Origin of the sequence: Pseudomonas sp. NPDC087614 (assembly GCF_044743485.1) — a bacterium.
Taxonomy (GTDB): domain Bacteria; phylum Pseudomonadota; class Gammaproteobacteria; order Pseudomonadales; family Pseudomonadaceae; genus Aquipseudomonas; species Aquipseudomonas baetica_A.
The window spans coordinates 173,947-194,061 of the sequence record NZ_JBIUWN010000001.1 but is presented as its reverse complement, the minus strand read 5'-3'; the positions used below and the strand labels follow the sequence as shown (position 1 = coordinate 194,061).

15 protein-coding genes are annotated in these 20,115 nt (G+C 57.5%); 7 read left to right on the top strand and 8 right to left on the bottom strand.

Features of this window, described 5'->3' with window-relative positions:
• Positions 1–166: 166 nt before the first annotated feature.
• Positions 167–2,572 carry a glucose/quinate/shikimate family membrane-bound PQQ-dependent dehydrogenase gene (locus ACIOWA_RS00815; protein ID WP_401157702.1) on the bottom strand — a complete coding sequence of 802 codons (2,406 nt, stop codon included), beginning with the start codon at positions 2,570–2,572 and terminating at the stop codon, positions 167–169.
• 142 nt (positions 2,573–2,714) lie between these two features.
• The gene (locus ACIOWA_RS00810; protein ID WP_401157700.1) at positions 2,715–4,517 is read right to left on the bottom strand and encodes an EAL domain-containing protein; all 1,803 of its coding nucleotides are present in this window, start codon (positions 4,515–4,517) and stop codon (positions 2,715–2,717) included.
• A gap of 212 nt (positions 4,518–4,729) precedes the next feature.
• Between ACIOWA_RS00810 and ACIOWA_RS00805 the strand changes: the two genes are divergently transcribed.
• The 7 genes from ACIOWA_RS00805 to ACIOWA_RS00775 all read left to right on the top strand — a co-directional run bounded on the left by ACIOWA_RS00805 (position 4,730) and on the right by ACIOWA_RS00775 (position 10,725).
• Positions 4,730–5,338, top strand: a complete 609-nt coding sequence (locus tag ACIOWA_RS00805; protein ID WP_339464190.1) for a dTMP kinase — start codon at positions 4,730–4,732, stop codon at positions 5,336–5,338.
• A 198-nt stretch (positions 5,339–5,536) separates the two neighbouring features.
• A complete protein-coding gene (gene pstS, locus ACIOWA_RS00800; RefSeq protein WP_339464189.1) occupies positions 5,537–6,568 on the top strand; it encodes a phosphate ABC transporter substrate-binding protein PstS in 1,032 nt (343 codons plus the stop codon).
• A gap of 76 nt (positions 6,569–6,644) precedes the next feature.
• On the top strand, positions 6,645–7,610 hold the full coding sequence (pstC, locus tag ACIOWA_RS00795) for a phosphate ABC transporter permease subunit PstC (protein ID WP_401157697.1): 966 nt from the start codon (positions 6,645–6,647) through the stop codon (positions 7,608–7,610).
• The gene (gene pstA / locus ACIOWA_RS00790) at positions 7,610–8,503 is read left to right on the top strand and encodes a phosphate ABC transporter permease PstA (RefSeq protein ID WP_339464187.1); all 894 of its coding nucleotides are present in this window, start codon (positions 7,610–7,612) and stop codon (positions 8,501–8,503) included. Before pstC ends, pstA begins: the two co-directional genes overlap by 1 nt.
• A gap of 76 nt (positions 8,504–8,579) precedes the next feature.
• On the top strand, positions 8,580–9,341 hold the full coding sequence (pstB, locus tag ACIOWA_RS00785; protein WP_017847588.1) for a phosphate ABC transporter ATP-binding protein PstB: 762 nt from the start codon (positions 8,580–8,582) through the stop codon (positions 9,339–9,341).
• 53 nt (positions 9,342–9,394) lie between these two features.
• Positions 9,395–10,093, top strand: coding sequence for a hypothetical protein (locus ACIOWA_RS00780; protein ID WP_339464186.1), 699 nt, complete (start codon positions 9,395–9,397; stop codon positions 10,091–10,093).
• A 77-nt stretch (positions 10,094–10,170) separates the two neighbouring features.
• Complete coding sequence (locus ACIOWA_RS00775; RefSeq protein WP_339464185.1) at positions 10,171–10,725, top strand: hypothetical protein; 555 nt, start codon at positions 10,171–10,173, stop codon at positions 10,723–10,725.
• Positions 10,726–10,814: 89 nt separating this feature from the next.
• Here the strand turns inward: ACIOWA_RS00775 and ACIOWA_RS00770 are convergent, their stop codons facing one another.
• The 6 genes from ACIOWA_RS00770 to ACIOWA_RS00745 form a co-directional block, all read right to left on the bottom strand.
• A complete protein-coding gene (locus ACIOWA_RS00770; RefSeq protein WP_339464184.1) occupies positions 10,815–12,050 on the bottom strand; it encodes a saccharopine dehydrogenase family protein in 1,236 nt (411 codons plus the stop codon).
• A 28-nt stretch (positions 12,051–12,078) separates the two neighbouring features.
• A complete protein-coding gene (locus ACIOWA_RS00765) occupies positions 12,079–13,176 on the bottom strand; it encodes a carboxynorspermidine decarboxylase (protein ID WP_339464183.1) in 1,098 nt (365 codons plus the stop codon).
• 373 nt (positions 13,177–13,549) lie between these two features.
• Entirely contained in the window at positions 13,550–15,655 is a 2,106-nt protein-coding gene (locus ACIOWA_RS00760) for a TonB-dependent receptor (protein ID WP_339464182.1), read from the bottom strand.
• 14 nt (positions 15,656–15,669) lie between these two features.
• Positions 15,670–16,878, bottom strand: coding sequence for an MFS transporter (locus ACIOWA_RS00755; protein ID WP_339464181.1), 1,209 nt, complete (start codon positions 16,876–16,878; stop codon positions 15,670–15,672).
• Positions 16,868–18,793 carry an IucA/IucC family protein gene (locus tag ACIOWA_RS00750; RefSeq protein ID WP_401157693.1) on the bottom strand — a complete coding sequence of 642 codons (1,926 nt, stop codon included), beginning with the start codon at positions 18,791–18,793 and terminating at the stop codon, positions 16,868–16,870. Before ACIOWA_RS00750 ends, ACIOWA_RS00755 begins: the two co-directional genes overlap by 11 nt.
• 241 nt (positions 18,794–19,034) lie before the next feature.
• Positions 19,035–19,958, bottom strand: coding sequence for an SGNH/GDSL hydrolase family protein (locus ACIOWA_RS00745; RefSeq protein ID WP_401157691.1), 924 nt, complete (start codon positions 19,956–19,958; stop codon positions 19,035–19,037).
• Between the last annotated feature and the right edge of the window lie 157 nt (positions 19,959–20,115).

The following is a 20,115-nucleotide window of genomic DNA, read 5'->3' as shown; positions in this document are numbered from 1 at the left end:
GACGAATGTGGCCTTTGATCAGATCGCAACAAGTGAAACGAGCAGCTCGCAATCACTGGATTTTCCTGCTGTAGACCGGATCAATATACAAATGCAGCGCGGTGCCCTTGGGCACCGCGCATGACAGTCAGCCCGGCTCTGCAAGAGCGCGGGTGAGTGCAGTGCCTTACGGCAACGCGTAAGCCATTACGTAGTCGCCACGATCGGTCGACTGACGAGCGCCACCTGCGGTGATGACGATGTACTGTTTGCCGGTTTTTGGCGACACATAAGTCATCGGGCCGCCCTGGCTGCCGACCGGCAGGCGGGATTTCCAGATTTCCTCACCGTTGCCGCTGTTGAAGGCACGCAGGTAGAAGTCCTGAGTGCCGGCAATAAAGATCAAGCCTCCTTGAGTCGACAGGGTGCCGCCGAGCGTCGGCAGACCGACCTTGATTGGCAAGTGCATGCGAATACCCAAAGGTCCGGTGTCTTCAACGGTACCCACGGGTACTTGCCAGGCGATTTTTTGGGTCTTCATGTCGATGGCTGTCAGCGTGCCGAACGGCGGCGCCTGGCAAGGAATGCCGGCGACCGACAGGAAGCGGTTCTTGTTCACCGCGTAAGGCGTGCCCTTGAGCGGTACGGCACCCATGCCAGTGTTCAGCGCTTCGCCACCGGAAGTGGCCTGCCCCTTGTTCTGCGAAGGGATCATCTGAATCCACAGACCCAGGCGCATATCGTTCACAAAGATGAAACCATGCACCGGGTCAGTGGAGATGCTGCCCCAGTTCATGCCACCCAGCGAGCCCGGGAAGCTCAGGGATTTGTCGGTGCCTGGCGCGGTGTACAAACCGTCGTAACGCATCGATTTGAAATCGATACGACACAACAGTTGGTCGTAAGGCGTGGCCCCCCACATGTCCGACTCGGTCAGGTGCTGGGCACCAATCTGCGGCATGCCGACCGATTTTGGCTGGGTAGGCGAGTAAGGCTCGTTAGGGATGTTCGCTGCCTTGACCGGCACTTCCTCAACGTTGGTCAGCGGCTTGCCAGTGGCACGATCCAGCACGTAGATCTGCCCGGCCTTGGTACCGATGACCAGCGCCGGTACGGTTTTGCCGTCCTTGGTGAAGTCGATCAGGCTCGGCTGCATCGGCAAATCGAAATCCCAGAGGTCGTTGTGGACCGTCTGGAAGACCCACTTTTCCTCGCCATTGTTGGCGTCCAGGGCCAGGATCGAAGCACCGTAGGTGTGATCCAGCTTGCTGCGCTCGACACCATAGATGTCGGTGGAGGAACTGCCCATGGGCAGGAAGACCGTGTTGGTGGCCGCGTCGTAAGACATTGGCGCCCAGCTGTTCGGCGTGCTGCGTACATAGGTGTTGCCGTCTGCCGGCGCCTTTTTATCCTGCGGGTTGCCCGGGTCGAAAGCCCAACGCATGGCGCCGGTGATCACATCAAAACCACGGATCACACCGCCCGGCATGTCGGCTTGCACGTTGTCAGCCACGCGACCGCCAACCACCACGGTAGTGCCTGCCATTAACGGTGCGGAGGACAACTGATAGTAGCTGTCCGGGACATCGCCCAGACCGGCCTTGAGATCCACTTGACCATTGTTGCCAAAACCCTGGCAGAACTCGCCGGTGTCGGCATCCACGGCGATCAGGCGAGCGTCGATGGTGTTGGTCAGCAAACGGCGCTGGCAGTTGGCAACTGGCGCTGGCTGGCCTACGGCAACGGGTGAACTACCCGACTCGGCAACTGCTGCAGTCGCGTCGAAATAGGCCATGCCACGGCAACGTTGCCAGACTTTTGACTGGGCGTTGATGGCGTTTTTCCAGAGTTCCTTGCCGGTGTCGGCATCCAGCGCAATCAGATTGTTGTGCGGGGTGCAGATAAACACCTTGTTGCCGATTTGCAGTGGAGTGAGCTGGTCTTCGGCGCCGTTACCGTCGCTCTCGGCGACGTCTGCGGTGTGATAGGTCCACGCCACTTGCAACTTGTCGACGTTGTGGCGGTTGATCTGATCCAGTGCAGCAAAGCGGCTGCCGCCCTCGGTATTGCCGTAGTGAGCCCAGTCTTTCTGGGTTTTTTGCGGATCTACCGGCGTGAGGCCCGGGCCGGTGCCCGTAGCTGCAACCGTCGGGTGCGCGACGAACATGTTGCCGGCGGCCAGGGCCAGACCGACCGCCAGTACCCCGGCAACGGCATAAGCACCGCGCCCCGGAGCGCCGCCGTTGGCACGTTTCAATAATGGATAGACCAGCGTGACGACCAGTCCCACTGCGCTGAACATGAACAGGCGCGAGAACACTGGCCAGAACACCAGGCCGGCATCGTTTACTGCCCAGATCGCTGTCCCCACCAGAAACGCTGCGAACAACCAGGCACCGGCCGGTTTGAAGCGAGCAATCAGCAGACCGGAGGCCGCCATCACCAGCCCACCCACCAGGAAGTACAAGGAACCTCCCAGACTGACCAATTTCACGCCGCCAACAGCGAGTGCCAGACCGAGGAGGGCAATGATCACGCCTAGCCCGACCAGAATGAATGTTGATACGCCCGAGAGGCGTTGACTCTGCTTCACGTTGAATGTCCCGTCGAAATGAGGCGGGCAGTATATAGATAGGTAACTATCTGGTTAAAACATAATTTCGAAGTGAAGCGCCGTACGCAGAGCAATCAACCGCTCAAGGGAAGGGGGGGCGTGCGTGCCCTCAGGACGCCAATCACCGTTCGTCGATTGCCGGACGGGTACCTGCTCCATAGCCTCCTTGTCCTATCCAGGCTTCCAAAGCCTTCGCACTCATAGGTTTGGCTATAAAGTAGCCTTGTGCATCCGAACATCCCCACTGCATTAAAAGATCGAGGATTTCTCCGTTTTCTACACCTTCCGCAACCACCCGGTAGCCAAGTCCCTTCGCCAACCCTATGAGGGTTTTGACGAGTTTCTTATCATTTTGATTGCTGCCCAGCCCGCTGATCAGCGATTGATCAAGTTTGATGGTGTTGGCGGGAAGTTCCTTCAAGTACGCCCAGTTACTGTATCCGGAGCCAAAGTCGTCAACGGCCACTTCTACGCCAAATTGACGAACACGCTCCAGTTGCCGTATGACTTCTTCAGGGTTTGTCATCAGCATACTTTCGGTGAACTCAAGTTCAATGCTGGCAGGGGCCAAATCGTGCTGTTGAACTTCATGAATCATCGCGTCCACGAACTCTGCGCTTTCCAGATCGCTGACGGTTATATTCATCGCTATCCGCAGGCTCAAACCTTGTGCTTTCCAAACAACGGCTTGTTGCACAATCGCGTTGAGCACCCATATTCCTATGGAGGGTATTAGTGCGGTCTTCTCAGCCAAAGGTATGAATTCAGCAGGGCTGATGTTCCCGAGCGTCGGATGAGTCCAACGGAGCAATGCTTCGACTGAATCACAGTTTCCTGTCGATAGATTTATTTTGGGCTGATACACGAGGCTGAACTGTTTGTCCGCGTTGACCGCTTCAGGTAACGAACTGAGTAACCTGAAGGCGCGTTGTTGCGCTGCATCAAATTGCGGCTCATAAAGAGACCATCCCAACTGGCGGTCACGGGCTTCATCTGCAGCGCTGACGACCAGGCGCAGCCAGTCCTGCTGGGGATCTTCCGATTCTAGAACAGGCAGCACACCTATCCCCACCTGCATCAAAATGGGGATGGCGTGGCATTCAACCGGTTTTTTGAAGTTATGCAGGATGCTTTCGCAAATAGGCTCAGCCGTTTGATCACCCTTGAGAATGAAGCCAAAGCGCGTCGGGCTGATTTTATAAAGCAAGCAGTCTTGAGGTAACAGTTTCTGTAGTCGGGACTTGATAGCCAGGATCAGGTCTCCTGAAAAACTATAACCCAGTGCTTTCACTATATCGTTGAGGAACTTTGGCGAAATGACGTCAATCGCATAGATCTGGCAGGCGTCTTTGATCTTTATCGCTTGACGTATATCTTCCTCAAACCTCACTCGATTGAACAGGCCGGTGGGTTGATCCACGAAGTTGCGAGATCGCACACCACGTATGCGCATCATGACCAATTCAGCGAAGGCATTGAGCATCGTCACGTCACGATCACTCATGGGAGAGCGTGCAACGGTATCAATGATGCAAAGACTTCCCAGTGTAAAACCATCCTCCGTAATGAGTGGCGCACCCGCGTAATAACGAATATGCGGATGCCCCGTGACCAACGGATTGTTCTTGAAACGGGTATCAAGTGTTGCGTCCAACACCTCCAGCCGGGTGTTGTCCAGCGTAGAGTAGGCGCAAAAGGAAGCCTCTCTGGGTGTCTGAGTCTCTTCAAGCCCCACGCGTGCCTTGAACCACTGCTGGTGTTTATCGACGATTGAAATCAGTGCTATTGGTGCGTTGTAGTACGCAGAGGTCATCGCGACGATCTTGTCGAAGACATCGTCGTCTTCGCAGTCGGTTGGACACAGTTTTTCGACCTCTTTTAGCCGTTCAATTTCATTCGGCGGAATGGGAGCGCCTTCGCCCATGATATCCCTCGCAGTGGCTGAGTTCTTTCGACAAAGTATCAGGCATGGCCATCATTATGATGTTATTTCTCCAATTCACCAGCCCTCCCCAACAGGATAGAGTGTCCGCCAATGTCTGCTCATAAGACCCCTCGCTCGATTCGTGCCGTCGCGCCAAGCGGTTTCCGCGAACGGTCGGGCAAAAAAACCGTACATCAATCGTTATGTGAAGAATGAATCGTCCGCTGTTTGTTTCTCTGGACGGGCCCAAGGGGACCGGTAAAACCACGCTGTTGGAAGCCGTTACAAAAGCACTGAGGGCTGACAATAAAAAGGTGATCCGGCTCTGCGAGAAAAAAAGCGATCCCTACAGGGGTGAAACAATGGCTCTCGTTAACCAGTTCGTCCGGCATCCCTCCCGGGATCTGGAATTGAGGGTCTGTGAGCGCTTTGCCGATAGCCGTCACTGGATTTCCCGAAACGTGCTGGATAAACACCCCCCGGACAGCATCATCCTGATCGATCGCTGGTACCCGTCTGAGGCCGCGTTTCGGCGGATAGTCCCGTTTGCAGAGATTCTACAGTTGAACATTGATCGAGCCGTGCGAGTGCCAGACGTGCATGTCGGGGTTGTCACCGCTCCTGAGATTTCATGGGCGAGGGCTGCGACACGACGGCGTGGACTGAGCAGTACGGTGATCCATACGCTGGAAGAACAGATCGCTTGTACCAAGGCATTCGAGCAAGCGATTGCAGAAAACGGCTGGGTGCTATGCCGTAACGAAGGAACGATCGAAGACGCAACGATGCAGGTGGTTTCTGAGATTTACAGAGTCCTTTGATGATTTTTGGATATTCCAAAAGAAAACGGACGACGTTGCCGGGGCATCCGACAGCTCGATCTGGCGAATATGCTCGCTTAAGCAGGTGGCCGTTTTCATAGACCACTTCAAGTCGAGACGAGATCCTGCAATCCAACGTTCATCAAAGCTTCACGAAAATGCTGCAGTGTTCGGGAACCCTTATAAGGAGTTTCCTCGATGATACGTTTGATGAAGTCTGCTGCGCTTGCCGTTACCGCATCTCTTTTGGCGACCTCAATGTCCTTCGCAGCGGAAAGCGTCCGACTCACGGGCTCGGGAGCCAGCTTCCCGGCACCGATCTACCTCACCTGGTTCAAGGATTTCAGCAAAAAAACCGAAGGTGTCACTGTGGATTACCAATCCAAGGGCAGCGGGGCGGGTGTGCAGGACTTCCTGAATAAAACCGTTGATTTCGCCGCCAGTGACTCGGCGATGAAAGACGAAGACATCGCCAAGGTCGCCGAAGGTGCGCAGTTGCTGCCGATGACCGCGGGTGAAATCGTGTTGGCATTTAACCTGCCGGGCAACCCTAAAGAGCTCAAATTGCCACGCGACGTTTACTCCAACATTTTCCTGGGCAAAATCACCCAGTGGAACGACCCGCAGATCGTCGCAGCAAACCCGGGCGTGAAACTGCCTGATATGCCGATCACCGTTGTCGTGCGTGCAGACTCCAGCGGTACCACAGCGGTATTCACCAAGCACTTGTCGGCGATCAACCCGCAGTTTCACAAGGACTTGGGTGAAGGCAACACCGTCAACTGGCCGGCCAGTGACAAATTCATCAAATCGCCGAAGAACGATGGTGTGACGGCTACCGTGCGCCAGACTCCGGGCGCTATCGGCTACATCGAGTACGGTTTCGCCAAGCTGGCCAAGGTCAACTTTGCCCAACTGCAGAACAAGGCCGGCAATTACGTTGTACCTAACGCTCAAAGCGGTGCCGAGGCCCTGGCAGCGGTGAAAATGCCCGAAAGCCTGGTGGCCTGGCTGCCGGATCCGGACGGCGCCAAGTCGTACCCGATCACCTCCTACACCTGGATGATCTTCCGCAAGCACAACGAGAGCCCGGCCAAAGCCAAGGCCATGCGTGAAATGGTCGAATACAGCCTGACCGAAGGGCAGAAAATCGCCGACTCGATGGGCTACATCCCCTTGCCGCCATCGATCGTCGATCAGGTTCGCAAAGCCTCCGCCAATATTCAGTAACGCTCGCGAGGCCTCTCTCGGTATGCGCGGTGAGCCATGCCGGGGGAGTTCCCCCCCTCTGATCCGGAACTCGCCAATGAACACACCTTTTGTCGTACCGGTTAACCCGGCTTCCGCCTGCCAGCCGCCCTCTGCAAAGGACTTCCTGGTTGATCGCATCTTCCGTGCGCTAGCGCGAATAGGGGTGGTTCTGATTCTGGCGTTGGTCTTTGCGCTCATATTTGAAGTGGGACGCAAGGCCATTCCTGGCATGGAAAAGCACGGTCTGGATGTGCTTTTGGGATCCGTCTGGGACGTTAACCAAGGTAAATACGGCATTCTGCCGGCCATTTGGGGCACGCTGTACAGCGCCCTGATCGCGTTGCTGATCGCAGGGTTTTTCGGCGTGAGCATGGCGATTTTCCTGACCCAGGATTTCCTGCCGGCGAAGCTGGCAGCCGTGTTTCGCACCATCGTCGAATTACTGGCAGCCATCCCCAGCGTCGTTTATGGCCTCTGGGGCATTTACGTGGTAGTCCCGGCGATTCGTCCGCTCACGGCGTGGCTGAACAGCGAGCTGGGCTGGATACCTTTTTTTGGAACGTCCTTGAGCGGGCCTGGACTGCTTCCTGCGGCGCTGGTACTGGCCATCATGATTCTGCCGACCATAGCCGCCGTTTCGCAGGACGCCCTCACCGGTGTCCCGATGAAAACCAAGCAGGCCGCCTACGGCATGGGGACCACCCATTGGGAAGCGATTCTCAAGGTGATGGTGCCCTCCGCGGCCACTGGTATTTTCGGCTCGCTGGTTCTCGGCCTGGGCCGCGCACTGGGTGAAACCATGGCGCTGGCCATGCTGGTGGGCAACGCTAACAACATTTCGCTTTCTCTGTTTGCACCAGCCAATACGCTGGCGGCCTTGCTGGCGCTGAATTTCCCCGAAGCCGGGCCGAACGAGATCGAAGTGTTGATGTACGCCGCACTGGTGCTGATGTTCATCACGCTACTGGTGAACATTATCGGATCGATGATCATGGTCTACGCCCAGCGGGGTACCAAATAATGACTGATCTCACATCTCCTATCACCGCGATGCCGAGCCTGCAGCGCCGGTTTGAAGGCCGTGCCCTGCGCAGCCTGGTGCTGACGACACTGGTCTGGGCTGGCGCTCTACTGGCCAGCGTGCCGCTGATTTCCGTGCTCTACATGCTGATCACGCGGGGAGGGGCACGCCTGAGCCTGGAGGTTTTCACCGAACTGCCGCCAACCGGGTTCGAGACCGGCGGAGGCTTCGGCAACGCGATGGCAGGCACCTTCGTCATGGTCGGTATCGCCGCGGCAATCGCGGTTCCGGTCGGCATCATGGCGGCTATCTTTCTGGCTGAACTGGGGCCGGACAGCAAGCTGGCAAACGCCTCGCGCTTTGCCGCCAAGATGCTCACGGGCCTGCCATCGATTCTGGCCGGGGTGTTTGCCTACGCGCTGGTGGTGATGACCACCGGTACTTACTCGGCACCGGCGGGCGGCGTGGCGCTGGCGGTACTGATGTTGCCCATCGTCGTACTCACGGCTGAAGAGTCGATGAAGATGGTGCCCAAGATCATGAAGGATGCCGCCTACGGCATGGGCTGCACCCGCTCGCAGGTCATCTGGAAAATCGTATTGCCTACCGGTATGCCGGCGATCCTGACGGGCGTCATGCTGGCCGTGGCTCGTGCGGCGGGCGAAACCGCGCCGTTGTTGTTTACCGCATTGTTCAGCAACTACTGGATCTTCCACGATGGCAGCCTGGCGGTCATGAACCCGACAGCATCGCTCGCCGTGCTGATTTACAACTTCTCCGGCATGCCATTCGACAATCAACTCGAACTCGCCTGGGCAGCTTCGCTGGTGCTGGTGATGATCGTGCTGGTCGTGAACATTCTGAGCCGCATTTTCGGCAAGCCCAAGTATTGAAAACGGGAGCATCTGAATTTTGAACGTATCAACTGCGCCAATAGCCGCTCCTTTTGTCACCCAGACGCCTGTGGTCATGGACTGCAAGCTCGACAAGATTTTCTACGGCAACTTCATGGCGGTACGTGACAGCCATGTCCCCATCGAAAAAAACAAAATCACCGGCTTCATCGGTCCGTCTGGTTGCGGCAAAAGCACGGTGCTGCGCAGCCTCAACCGGATGAACGATCTGGTCAAAGGCTTTAGGTTTGAAGGGCACGTGCATTTCCTTGGGCAAGACGTTTATGGCAAGGGCGTTGATCCGGTGGTCGTGCGGCGTTACATCGGGATGGTGTTTCAACAACCGAATCCGTTCTCGATGAGCATTTTCGACAACGTTGCGTTTGGCCTGCGCCTCAACCGCTACAAGGGCGACCTGGGTGACCGCGTCAAGCACGCCTTGCAGGGCGCGGCGTTGTGGGATGAAGTCAAGGACAAGCTCAAGGTCAGCGGCCTGTCACTCTCCGGAGGCCAGCAGCAACGGCTTTGCATCGCTCGCGCCATCGCGACCGAACCGGAAGTCCTGTTGCTGGACGAGCCCTGTTCTGCACTTGACCCGATCGCTACCCGACGGGTCGAGGAGCTGATGGTTGAGTTGAAGAAGGATTACACCATCGCTCTGGTCACCCACAATATGCAGCAGGCCATCCGTGTTGCTGATACGACGGCCTTTTTCTCGGTTGATATTTCCCAGGGCACGCGCACCGGCTATCTGGTTGAGATGGGCCCAACGGCGCAGATTTTCGATAACCCGCGCGAACAAATGACAGGGGATTACATCAGCGGCAAGTTCAGCTAAACAACCAACGTCCGGTTGTTTACCTTCTTATCCACCGTTTCTCAGGATTGCCAATGTCTGTAACGCGTCGTCTGGATTTGTCTGCCATTGAACGCGCCCTGCGAGAGGTGCAGGGTCGCTTCTGCGAGCTCAGCAGGCACTTTACCGAGCAGCGCGATCCCTTGACTGACGAAGTGCTGCACAATGTGCTTGAAGGTTATGCGTTGATTGACAGCTATGTCGCCAGCGGCGTCGACCTGTTCGATCTTCAGCAACTGAACCTGATGCTGGAGATCAATGCCACCGTGCTCTGTGGCACAGACCCGGTGCGTCGGCAGGAGTATGCTCAACATCTGGCCGCCACCGAGGAACACTTCTTCAACAACGTTGAGGGAGGAATAAAGGACCTGTTCAATTGGTACTGCGCGTATCGCAGCGAATCAGTCTGGAAGCGTGCGGCCGGTGTCTATGTGCGAATCCTCAGCAAGCCGCAGTTGTTTATTGAAGGCAATAACCGCACGGGGTCGCTCCTGGTGAGCTATTTGCTCATGCGCGCCGGTTTGCCTCCGTTCGTGCTGACGCTGGAAAACGCCGAGGGCTACTTCAACCCATCCTCGGTCATACGCAACTCTGCAAAGCATGGAGTCAAGGCGTTGTACGAATTGCCCAAGATCAAAAAAAAATATGCAGCCTTCCTGGAAAATCAGGCGCCTGAATCGATGAGTTTTTTTCTCAACGACAGGGCCTTGCACGTCTTCCAGGGGGGAAATTGATGAACTGGTATCCAATACCCGCCAAGTATCGAGCCTCCGGTAGCCGAGTATGGCAAGCGTTGCGGTGTGCTATCGCGATGCACGTATCCAGACGTCAGCGCATCCGGGTTTCGTTCGATATCGATGACACGCTGGCCTGCCAACTCCACCACTGCGCAGTCGAGCAGAGCTGGTTGCCGGCCTGTGTTCATCGTTGGCTGGGAGAACCGTTGCGCATCGGAACCCGCGCTCTGACCCGAGAGTTGCGTCGCCAAGGCTGCAGTATCTGGGTCTATACGTCGTCCGGCCGGACACCGTCCTACATCAGGCGTTGGTTGTTGCTATATGGCATCCGTGTCGACGGGGTGGTCAACAGTGTGTTGCATAACCGTGCGCTGATGAACAACGGGCTGTCAAAAGGCCCGTCGAAATTTCCGCCGGCCTTCGATATCGACTTGCATGTCGATGACTCCGAGGGCGTGCGCACGGAAGGGCATGATCATGGCTTTCGCGTGGTTGTCGTGCATCCGGAGGATGAGCGCTGGGCGCAGAGAGTTCTGGATGCCGTCGCCCAAGTCCAGGCGCAGCTCGCTTGGCAGCAACTCAGGAGCAACACCGCAGCGCCACAACGCTCAGAAGCCGTACCCTCCTGATTTTTAATACATACAAAAACGCCGCTCAGTGAGCGGCGTTTTTGGAGCAGGCAATGAAGCTCAGCTATATGTTGTGAGCCTCAGTCGCTTCAGATCCAGGGACGGTCTCCGTTCTCGTCCTTGATGCGGGTCGGCAGGCCCATCACATCCAGCGCCTTGAGGAACGGCTCGGCCGGCAGTTCCTCGACGTTGGCCATTCGCTGCACATCCCACTCGCCACGGGCGACCAGCAACGCTGCGGCTACCGGTGGTACGCCAGCGGTATAGGAAATGCCCTGGCTATCGGTTTCGGCGTAGGCTTCCTCGTGGTCGGCCACGTTGTAGATAAACACCTCGCGCGGTTGACCATCCTTGGTGCCCTTGACCAGATCGCCGATGCAGGTCTTGCCGGTGTAGCCGGGCGCCAGCGAGCTCGGATCAGGCAGCACGGCCTTCACCACTTTGAGCGGCACAACTTCCAGGCCTTCGGCGGTCATGACCGGTTGCTCGGAGAGCAGACCGAGGTTTTTCAGTACCGTAAACACATTGATGTAGTGTTCGCCGAAGCTCATCCAGAAACGCACATTGGGCACGTCGAGATTCTTGGACAACGAGTGCACTTCATCGTGGCCGGTCAGATACAGATTCTGCGAGCCGACTACCGGCAGGTCGTCGGTACGCTTGACTTCGAACATGGTGTTGCTGGTCCACTGGCTGTTCTGCCAGCTCCACACCTGTCCGGTGAACTCACGGAAGTTGATCTCCGGGTCGAAATTGGTGGCGAAATATTTGCCATGGGAGCCAGCGTTGACGTCGAGAATGTCGATCGAATCAATGCTGTCGAAATACTGTTGTTGCGCCAGCGCTGCATAAGCGTTGACGACACCTGGGTCGAAGCCCACGCCGAGGATGGCCGTGATGTTCTTCTGTTTGCACTCATCCAGGTGGTTCCACTCGTAGTTGCCGTACCACGGCGGGGTCTCGCAGACCTTGCCTGGCTCTTCGTGAATGGCGGTGTCCAGGTAGGCCACTCCGGTATCGATGCAGGCACGCAGCACCGACATGTTAAGGAACGCGGAACCGACGTTGATCACGATCTGTGATTCGGTTTTCAGGATCAGCGCCTTGGTTGCTTCAACATCCAGTGCATTGAGCGAAAAGGCGCAGATGTCGGCGGGTACCTTGAGGCTACCCTTGGCCTTGACGCTGTCGATGATGGCCTGGCACTTGGAGATGTTGCGCGACGCGATAGCAATACGACCGAGTTCGTCGTTGTGCTGCGCGCACTTGTGGGCCACCACCTTAGCGACACCTCCTGCACCAATGATAAGAACGTTCTTTTTCAATTGCTTTCTCTCTCCTGTATCTGTCCGTTTACGAAAGGCTGGACAGGTAGTCTTCATAACCAAATTCGCGAACCACTTCGACTGTACCGTCGAGTTGTTTCACAACGATGGATGGCATTTTCAGGCCGTTGAACCAGTTTTTCTTGACCATGGTGTAGCCCGCGGTATCGACGAATGAAAGCCGGTCACCGATGGCCAGCGGACGATCAAATTGATACTCACCGAAGATGTCCCCGGCCAGGCACGACTTACCGCACACCATGTAGGTGTGATCACCCTCGCTCGGCGCCAGTTTAGCGTTGAGGCGATAAATCAGCAGGTCAAGCAAATGGGCTTCGATGGAGCTGTCCACTATCGCCAGATGCTTGCCGTTGTAGAGGGTGTCGAGCACCGTGACTTCCAGCGAGGCGCTGTTGGTGATCGCCGCTTCGCCAGGTTCCAGGTAGACCTGAACGCCGTACTTTTGCGAAAACGCCTTGAGCCGTGCGCAAAACGCATCCAGCGCATAGCCTTCGCCGGTGAAGTGAATACCACCGCCCAAGCTGACCCAACTGACCTTGTGCAGCAGCTCACCGAAGCGTTCTTCGATGGTGCAGAGCATTTGGTCGAACAGGCTGAAGTCGCCGTTCTCGCAGTTGTTGTGGAACATGAAGCCGGAGATCTGGTCGATGACGCCTTCGATCTTAACCGGGTCCCACTCGCCCAGACGACTGAACGGACGCGCCGGGTCGGCCAGCAGATAATCAGAGCTGCTGACCTGCGGGTTGACGCGCAGGCCACGGGTTTTGCCTTCAGAGCGCTCGGCAAAGCGTTGCAACTGGCCGATGGAGTTGAAGATGATCTTGTCGCAATTGTCGAGCATCTCCTCGATCTCGTCGTCGGCCCAGGCCACGCTGTAGGCATGGGTTTCGCCTTCGAATTTCTGACGACCGAGCTTGAGTTCGTAAAGCGACGACGATGTGGTGCCGTCCATGTATTGCTGCATCAAATCGAACACCGACCATGTAGCGAAGCACTTGAGCGCCAGCAGGGCCTTTGCCCCGGACTGTTCGCGCACATAGGCGATCTTCTGCATGTTCGTCAGCAGTTTCTGTTTGTCGATGAGGTAGTACGGCGTTTTGATCATTTCGAGGCCTCCGGCACGGCCAGCCAAAAAAAGGATGCGCATTGTGCCCGGACTGACGGCATATCGAAAGAGCAGAAGCTAGCGAGTCGGATGGGGCAGGGCGCGCAGTGAGGCCTGGGTGCTAGTGTTTGGGCGACTCATTAGCTGAGCCGAAGATGGAAGATCAGGTCGTCAAACCATGTGTCGTGTGTAACGCCAGCATCCAATGCTTCTTGCACGATCGATTAGGGATAGACTTTTTTACGCGGAGCGTCGGCAAAGAGCAACGCAGTCTGACCGAAAGAAAGCCCGGATATGTTCGGTCAGTGCGAGCGCTTGTGAACTGTCATCGTTTAAAAAACGATGACAGTTCACAAGTTATATACCCCTTGAGTTACCAGTCGACCGAGTAGCTGACGCTCAGCGTACGCCCTTCGGCATTGGCAAAAGGCGCACGGGCGTTGGCCTGGGCGAAGAGGTTTTGGTAGGTGCGGTTGGTGAGGTTGTAGACCCCGCCTTCAAGTCGGCCGACCGGCAGCTCCACCGAACCGAGCATGTCCACCAGGGTATAGCCCTGGATTTCGCGGCCGTTGTTGTCTTTGGCAGCCTCATCGTAGCTGGACAGATGCATACCCTGCAGACGCAGGCTGTAGTCGTCCTCGGTGAAACCGACGAACAACGTAGTTTTGGCCGGTGAAATGCGGGTGGCCGGCAGGTCGATCCATTTGCCGTTCTGTTGGGTTTCACCTTTGGCCCATGCGTAAGTGCCGCCCACCGACCAGTGCTCGGTCGGGCGATACGTCAGGCTGTTCTCGATGCCGCGCACGCGTTCCTTCTGGTTGATCAGGCGTAACACACGATCGTTGGCGTCAAAGAACTGGGTGACGTCCGAGGTGTTCTCATACAGGGTGACGTCGGCTTGCCATTTGTCCCAATTGCCGCGCCAGCCCAACTCGTAGCTGTCGACCTTGATCGCTTGGGCGTTGAGGGTCTGAATATCGAAGCGACTGTTGACGTCCCGCAGGAAGCGTTGGATGTCGGGCAGCGAGAAGCCCTGACTGTAATTGGCGAAGATGTCCTGGTTTGCGCTCAGGTGATAGACCGCACCCAGGTTGTAGAGGGTCGCATCATATTTGAGAGTGTCGCCGGGCAAGGTCGCGCGTTTGCCGGTCTGGACGATTTCACCGTAGGCGATGCTGTCGGAGACTTCGCTTTCGATCCACTCGCGCCGTATGCCACCGCGCAGGGTCCAGTCGCCGATGTCCCAGGACATTTGCCCGAACAGCGCTTTGGTGGTGGTTTCGGTGTCCGGGCCCAGTTCATAGGTGGTGCCGGTCTTGGTGTAGTTCAGACCGTTGACCCGGTACTGGTCGCCGCGCTGACGAGAGCGTTCGTGGTCGTAGTCGGCGCCCCATACCAGATTGCCGGTAGCATCGCCGATCGACGGCAGCGGGGTGTCGATGGCCGCACGCAGGCCATATACGTCTTGCACGCTGTTGTTGTCCGAAACGCCGGCCTTGCCCCGTGACAGGTCGGGGAAGAACAGTGCATCGGCACGACGCCAGTAGCTTTCGACTTGCAGACCTTGGCCGTAGAAATCCTTGTCGGCGTAGTTGAGATTGACTGCCTGGTTATGGGTGTAGGGCTGGTCGTCGAGTTTCAAACCCTGGACCGCGACGGCCTCACCATTGCGCGAGGCTTTGGTGTACCCGGTGTCCTGCTGGTCCTTGTAGTCTTGTAGCGACAGGTTGAGCTTCTTGTCGGCATCCAGTTCATACCCGAATCGACCTTGCAGGTCATAGGTTTCGGTGTCCATGTTGCTGCCTTGGGACGTGTCCTGAGGAATGCGGTTGCCGTTGCCGTCGAACTGGTCGTTGCGTTGCGTCATGTCTGCCGAAACATACCAGTCCAGTGCGTCCTGACGGCCTGTCGCACTCTGGAACGCCTCGTAGACGAAGCCTTTACGGTTGAGGTTGTTACCGCTGCTCATTCCCAGTTTGCTGCTGAACGCGACGTCCTGGCCCTGGTTGCGCTTGGTGATGATGTTGATGATGCCGCCCGAAGCGCCGGCACCGTAGATGCTGCTTGCGCCGGACACCACTTCGATGCGCTCGATGCTGGCGGGCGAGATGCTGTTCAACTGGCGGAAGTTGTCTCGGGTAGCGTTTTGCGACACTCCGTCCACCAATACCAGAATGTTGCGCCCGCGCAGGGTCTGGCCGAAGTTGCTCATACCGCCAGTGGGCGGTGCTATCCCCGGCACCAGTTGGCCAAGGATGTCGGACACTCGACGACCGGCGCCGCTTTGTTCACGGATCTGTTGCTCGTCGATAACTTGTACCGAGCCGGGAATCGAGGCAATGCTCGCTTCGCTGCGGGTGGCCGAAACGACGGTAGCTTGCATGTTCAGGGTACCTGGCTTCTCGGATTCCACAGCCCAGGTCTGGGCACTGAAGGAGCTGAGCAGCGCAATCAACAGGGATAGCTTGGTTCGGGTCATGATGTAGTCTTTTTTTAGTTGTGATGAGTGTTGGTAGAGAAAGCGGTGGGCTGCATCGCAGTTGAAGCTCGTACCGCGCGGATACCCAAAGCAGCCAAGGCGTAGGTCAGGGCCACCAGCCAGAAGCTATGGTCCAGCCCGACCAGCCCCATGCCGATGCCGCCCAGGACGGCACCCAGCAGAGCGCCGGCTTTCGCCGCGCTGTTGCCCAGGCCGAGGGCAAAACCCTGCCTGGTGGGGCAAACGGTATTGGCGATCAGGGCATAGGCCACTGGCAGCAAGGCACCTTGCCAAAGGCCCCACAGCAGTCGGGTGGCGAGAAAGCCGATCCATTCGTTAGCCAGTGCGGTCGCGGCGAGGGTCAATGCACACAACCAAGCGACGCCTTCGATGACGCGCAGGGTATAGGCCGGTTGCCAGCGATCGAACAGCCGCCCCCACAGCGGCGCGGAAATGGCCAGGGTTGCGGCGCTGGCGGCGTAGGTAGCGCCAATCAGCCAGCCGGGCGCTTGCAGTACATTGGCGACGTACAGCGCATAGAAGGGTTGAGGCATCATCTTGGCGGCCTGGATCAGCACGATCACCAGCAAAATTCCGCCCATCCAGCCTTTCGGCAAGGCCGCGCGGGCAGACGTTTTTTTCTGTGCTGGCCGCGCCGTATCGGCCGGCAGAAAGAGACTACCCAACGCACACAGCAGGCAAATCAGCGTGGCGCCATAGCAGAGCAGGGCAAACCCTGAGACGTCCATCAACCAACCGCCCAGCACCGGCCCCACCAACGAGCCGACCGCGGTTGCCGATTGCAATCGCGCCAGGGTTCGTCCGCGATCCGAGCTGTCGCAACAGGCGAGGGCGTACGCCTGAGCGGCGGCTAGAAAGCCGGCCAGTGCGCCTTGCATCACCCGGATCGCGACCAACAACCAGGGATCGAGCGTAATGGCCGCCAGCCCCTGGCACAGCGCCAATGCCAGCAATGCCCGAACGATCATCGGCTTGTGCCCGGTGCGGTCACCCAGACGGCCCCACAACGGCGTCAAGAGCATGGCCGCAAGCATTGGGCCGGCATAGACCATGGCGGATAGCAGTGCAGTGTAACGGGCCTGTTCGGGCCCGAGCAGATGCTGAATTTGCAAGGGCCAGAACGGGCCGCTCATCTCCATGGCACCCATGGAAATCAACTGGATCAGCACCAACAGCCTTAAAGCGCTGCCGTTAGCCGCCATGGGCGCTGACTTTCAGTGGGTTGCTGAGACGGCCGACAATGTCGGCGTGGCTGTCGAGCAAGCGCATGCGCATAAATGACTTGGCCGGCCAGTCCTGCACAAGCAGGGCTTGACGTTCGGTTTCCCAGCGTTGCGGTTCGACGCGCTCGCGCAATGCGTCAAAGCAATCACTGACCTGCGCCGCCAATTCATCCCACAGGAGGTTTTCCGGCACGCTCCAATGACGGGCGCAGAGCAGGGCCAGTTCACCCAAATGGCACATGAATGTGGTGTGCAGGAGTTTGTCCCGGACAAAACCTGATTCGTCGTAGAGCGTCATCTTCGGGTCGTGCAGCTCAATATCGAGGCCATGGGCATGCAGGGTCTTGCGATCAATGCGAATGTCACCGAAGTCGCGCAGCAGCAGGCGACTCAATTGCCCGTCGGCGCCCATCACCATAAAGCTGTTTTGCTGGTGGGCTTCGAAGGCCACGCCATACATCAGATAGATGCCGAGCAGACTCGGTACGGCAATCGACAGGTAATGGCGAAAGAATGCCTGCATGGCTTCGCTGTCATCACGCCCCTGGGCCAGGCGCACCCACTGACGAAGTAATGGCTGCTGATGCTCATCCATCGCGAACAGGCTGCCGACCGGAACAGCCATTTCACCGGTTTGCAACAGGCTCAGCGGGTTGTCCCGGTAAAGCACGGAGGCATGCCGTGAGCGTTCATCATCGGCCGGTTGCGGCGCGTAATGCACGCCGATACGTTCCGGCACGATGTTCAGCAAGCGCTGGATCTGCGGCTCCTGGTCGAGAATTTTCAGCAACAAATGACTGATACGCGGTCCCATCCGCGCCGAGCGCGGCGAGACGGTGCGCTGCACGCTGGTCAGACGCAACGCCACCGGGAGTTTGACCATCGGCGCGGTGCAGCTGGCACCCGGTACAACAGTGCGAAACGACATGGTGGGATGTGCGGTGAACGCGACGATATCGGTCAGGATCAGCAGGTTGTCGGCGATCTCATTGGCAAATGAGCGTGGTAACTCTTCATGGGCTTGCCAAGGGTGTGCGGGGAGTGGGAGGTAATCCGCTGCATCCAGTCCTCTGCTTTGCAAATGAGCGTGCAGGTGTTCGGCGACCAGTGGGAAATTGCCTTGCCACCAGTCCCAATAATCCGGCGTACCTGTCAGTGATTCGACGTGGGCGTATTGACGGTGCAAAGCGCACAGCACAATCGGAAACTTCGCCTCGAATTCCGGCGAGAAGGCGATCACCTGAGAGGCACTGAGGCCGAGTTTGGTCTTGTAGTTCGGGTGCCAGGGATGGCCCAGCGTGCCCCATTGCTCCAACAGCGAGGTCGGGTTCTCCAACGCGCTGCTGTCTTTGAGCCAGGCCAACAAGTTGTCGTCGTAGTCCGGGGCGATCCGGCTCTTGAGCTGGAGAGTCCAGTCGTGATGGAAGGCCAGGCACAGCGTGTCATTGCTGAAGCTGTCATCGAGCTCCAAGGCCAGACGCTCCAGTACTTCCTGTGAAGCAGCAGGGTTGAGTTGGGTGCTGAGCTGGGCCAGCAATTCAGAGGGCAGCAGGATTTTTTGCGGCAGGCTTGCGGGGCTGTGCAGCGTAATGCTGCCACGCACGTCCCAACTGTTCATTCGCCCGGCAGACAAGTGTTCGAAACAAAGACGGGCGCCATTCTCAAGCGGTAACCAACAGTGGTTGTGTTCGTCGTATTCACAGTCGTCGGGCTTGATCAGATTTTCGCGAAACAGCGCCTGGATCAGACGTTGGAAGCTACGCTGCGACGCGGGCTCCAGTGCATTGCTCAAATGATCGAGCGTGATGCGATGGGCTCTAAAGGCGGGGGTATCGAGCGCCTCACTCCAGCGCGAGAGCAATAGCTGTTGTTTTTCCGGATTACTGTGCGTCAAGCCCGACTCCTTATGGACATGATTCAGATACGAAGCGTGCGGATAATACGCTTCAAAAACACAAACGCCAATGATAACTGTTGTTATTAGCACTCATAGGTGCGCCGTTATTGCTTGGCGCGTAATGCTTATTGGCTGCGTGCTGAATTATCTCGGGCTGCCGGGTACAACGTCCGTCGCCATAGGCTGCCGCTGTAGTCGATCTGCGTAAGCAAGAAACCGTGCCGTTGGTAGCGTCGCTTCAAGAAGAGAATGAGCAACTGCGGCAGGTTGAAAAGGCGCCTCGGGCCTGCGAGGTTTTGAGCATCAAGAATTCAAGCTTTCGAGGCGCCAGCGGCGAAAACGCAGTTTCTTGACAGCGGCGTTTTTCAAGATCGCGCTCCAAACGCGCCAGCACGCTGACCCCCATGCCATCCTCGAGCAGGCGAGCCCCGGAGATGCCGGCGTTGAGTACCGCGAACTTCTGTGGGTTCAAGCGCTGGGCGAGGAAGTCCGGCCAGCGTCGATTGCTGTCTAGGGTCGAACCATTACCATCGGTAATGGAGTCGCCGAGAACAACGAGTACACGTGGGTCGAGTGGCGCATCCACCAGGATGTCACTGAGAAACAGTCGCGCCTCTACGTGCTCGCGACCTTCCAGCCGCAGGGCGTCGACCTGATTTCCGGGGGTGATGAAGGCCGTTTGTTTGCCATCCCAGTGAAAGGTCGTCAACGGCGTGTACTGCGGCAGATAAAGAGAGATTGCAAGCTCACTGAGTGCGGGCACTGCAAGGTCTATCGGATCACTGATCTGTGTTTCGCCCGCAGCGATACTGACCTGCTCCTGGGCGCTGAACGTCAGGCGGTGCCCGGAGCCCGCGCGGATGTGATCTCCCTCCACGAAGGTGACGCGGGCGGCACCGATGACCAGCGGTTCCCGGCCATATTCATTAGAGATCACCACGCGTATACGGCTACCGCCGCTGCTGAGGCGCGCGGTCTGGTGGACCGTACTATCGGTCAGTGCTTGAGGAATCCGCGTGGGCAGCGGGAACTCATTGCCCCAGGTGGGTTGAGGGCTGGCCATCCATGAGGTGACCCAGTTTTCCGCCGCCAAGACAGGGCTGGCGGCCAGCAGGGCAGTCAATGCCATAGACAACGATATTCTCCAGCGAAAGGTCTTCATTCAGGTATATCCTTGGACGGTAAAGGGTCTGTAGAAACCGGCTTGCTGGCGAAGGGGCCGTCGGCTATTGCACTCGCTTCGGGATCGCCTTCGCTGGCAGGCCAGCTCCTACATGGCCTGTAGGAAGGGCAGATTGCTCTATTCAAAATGGGTGTGA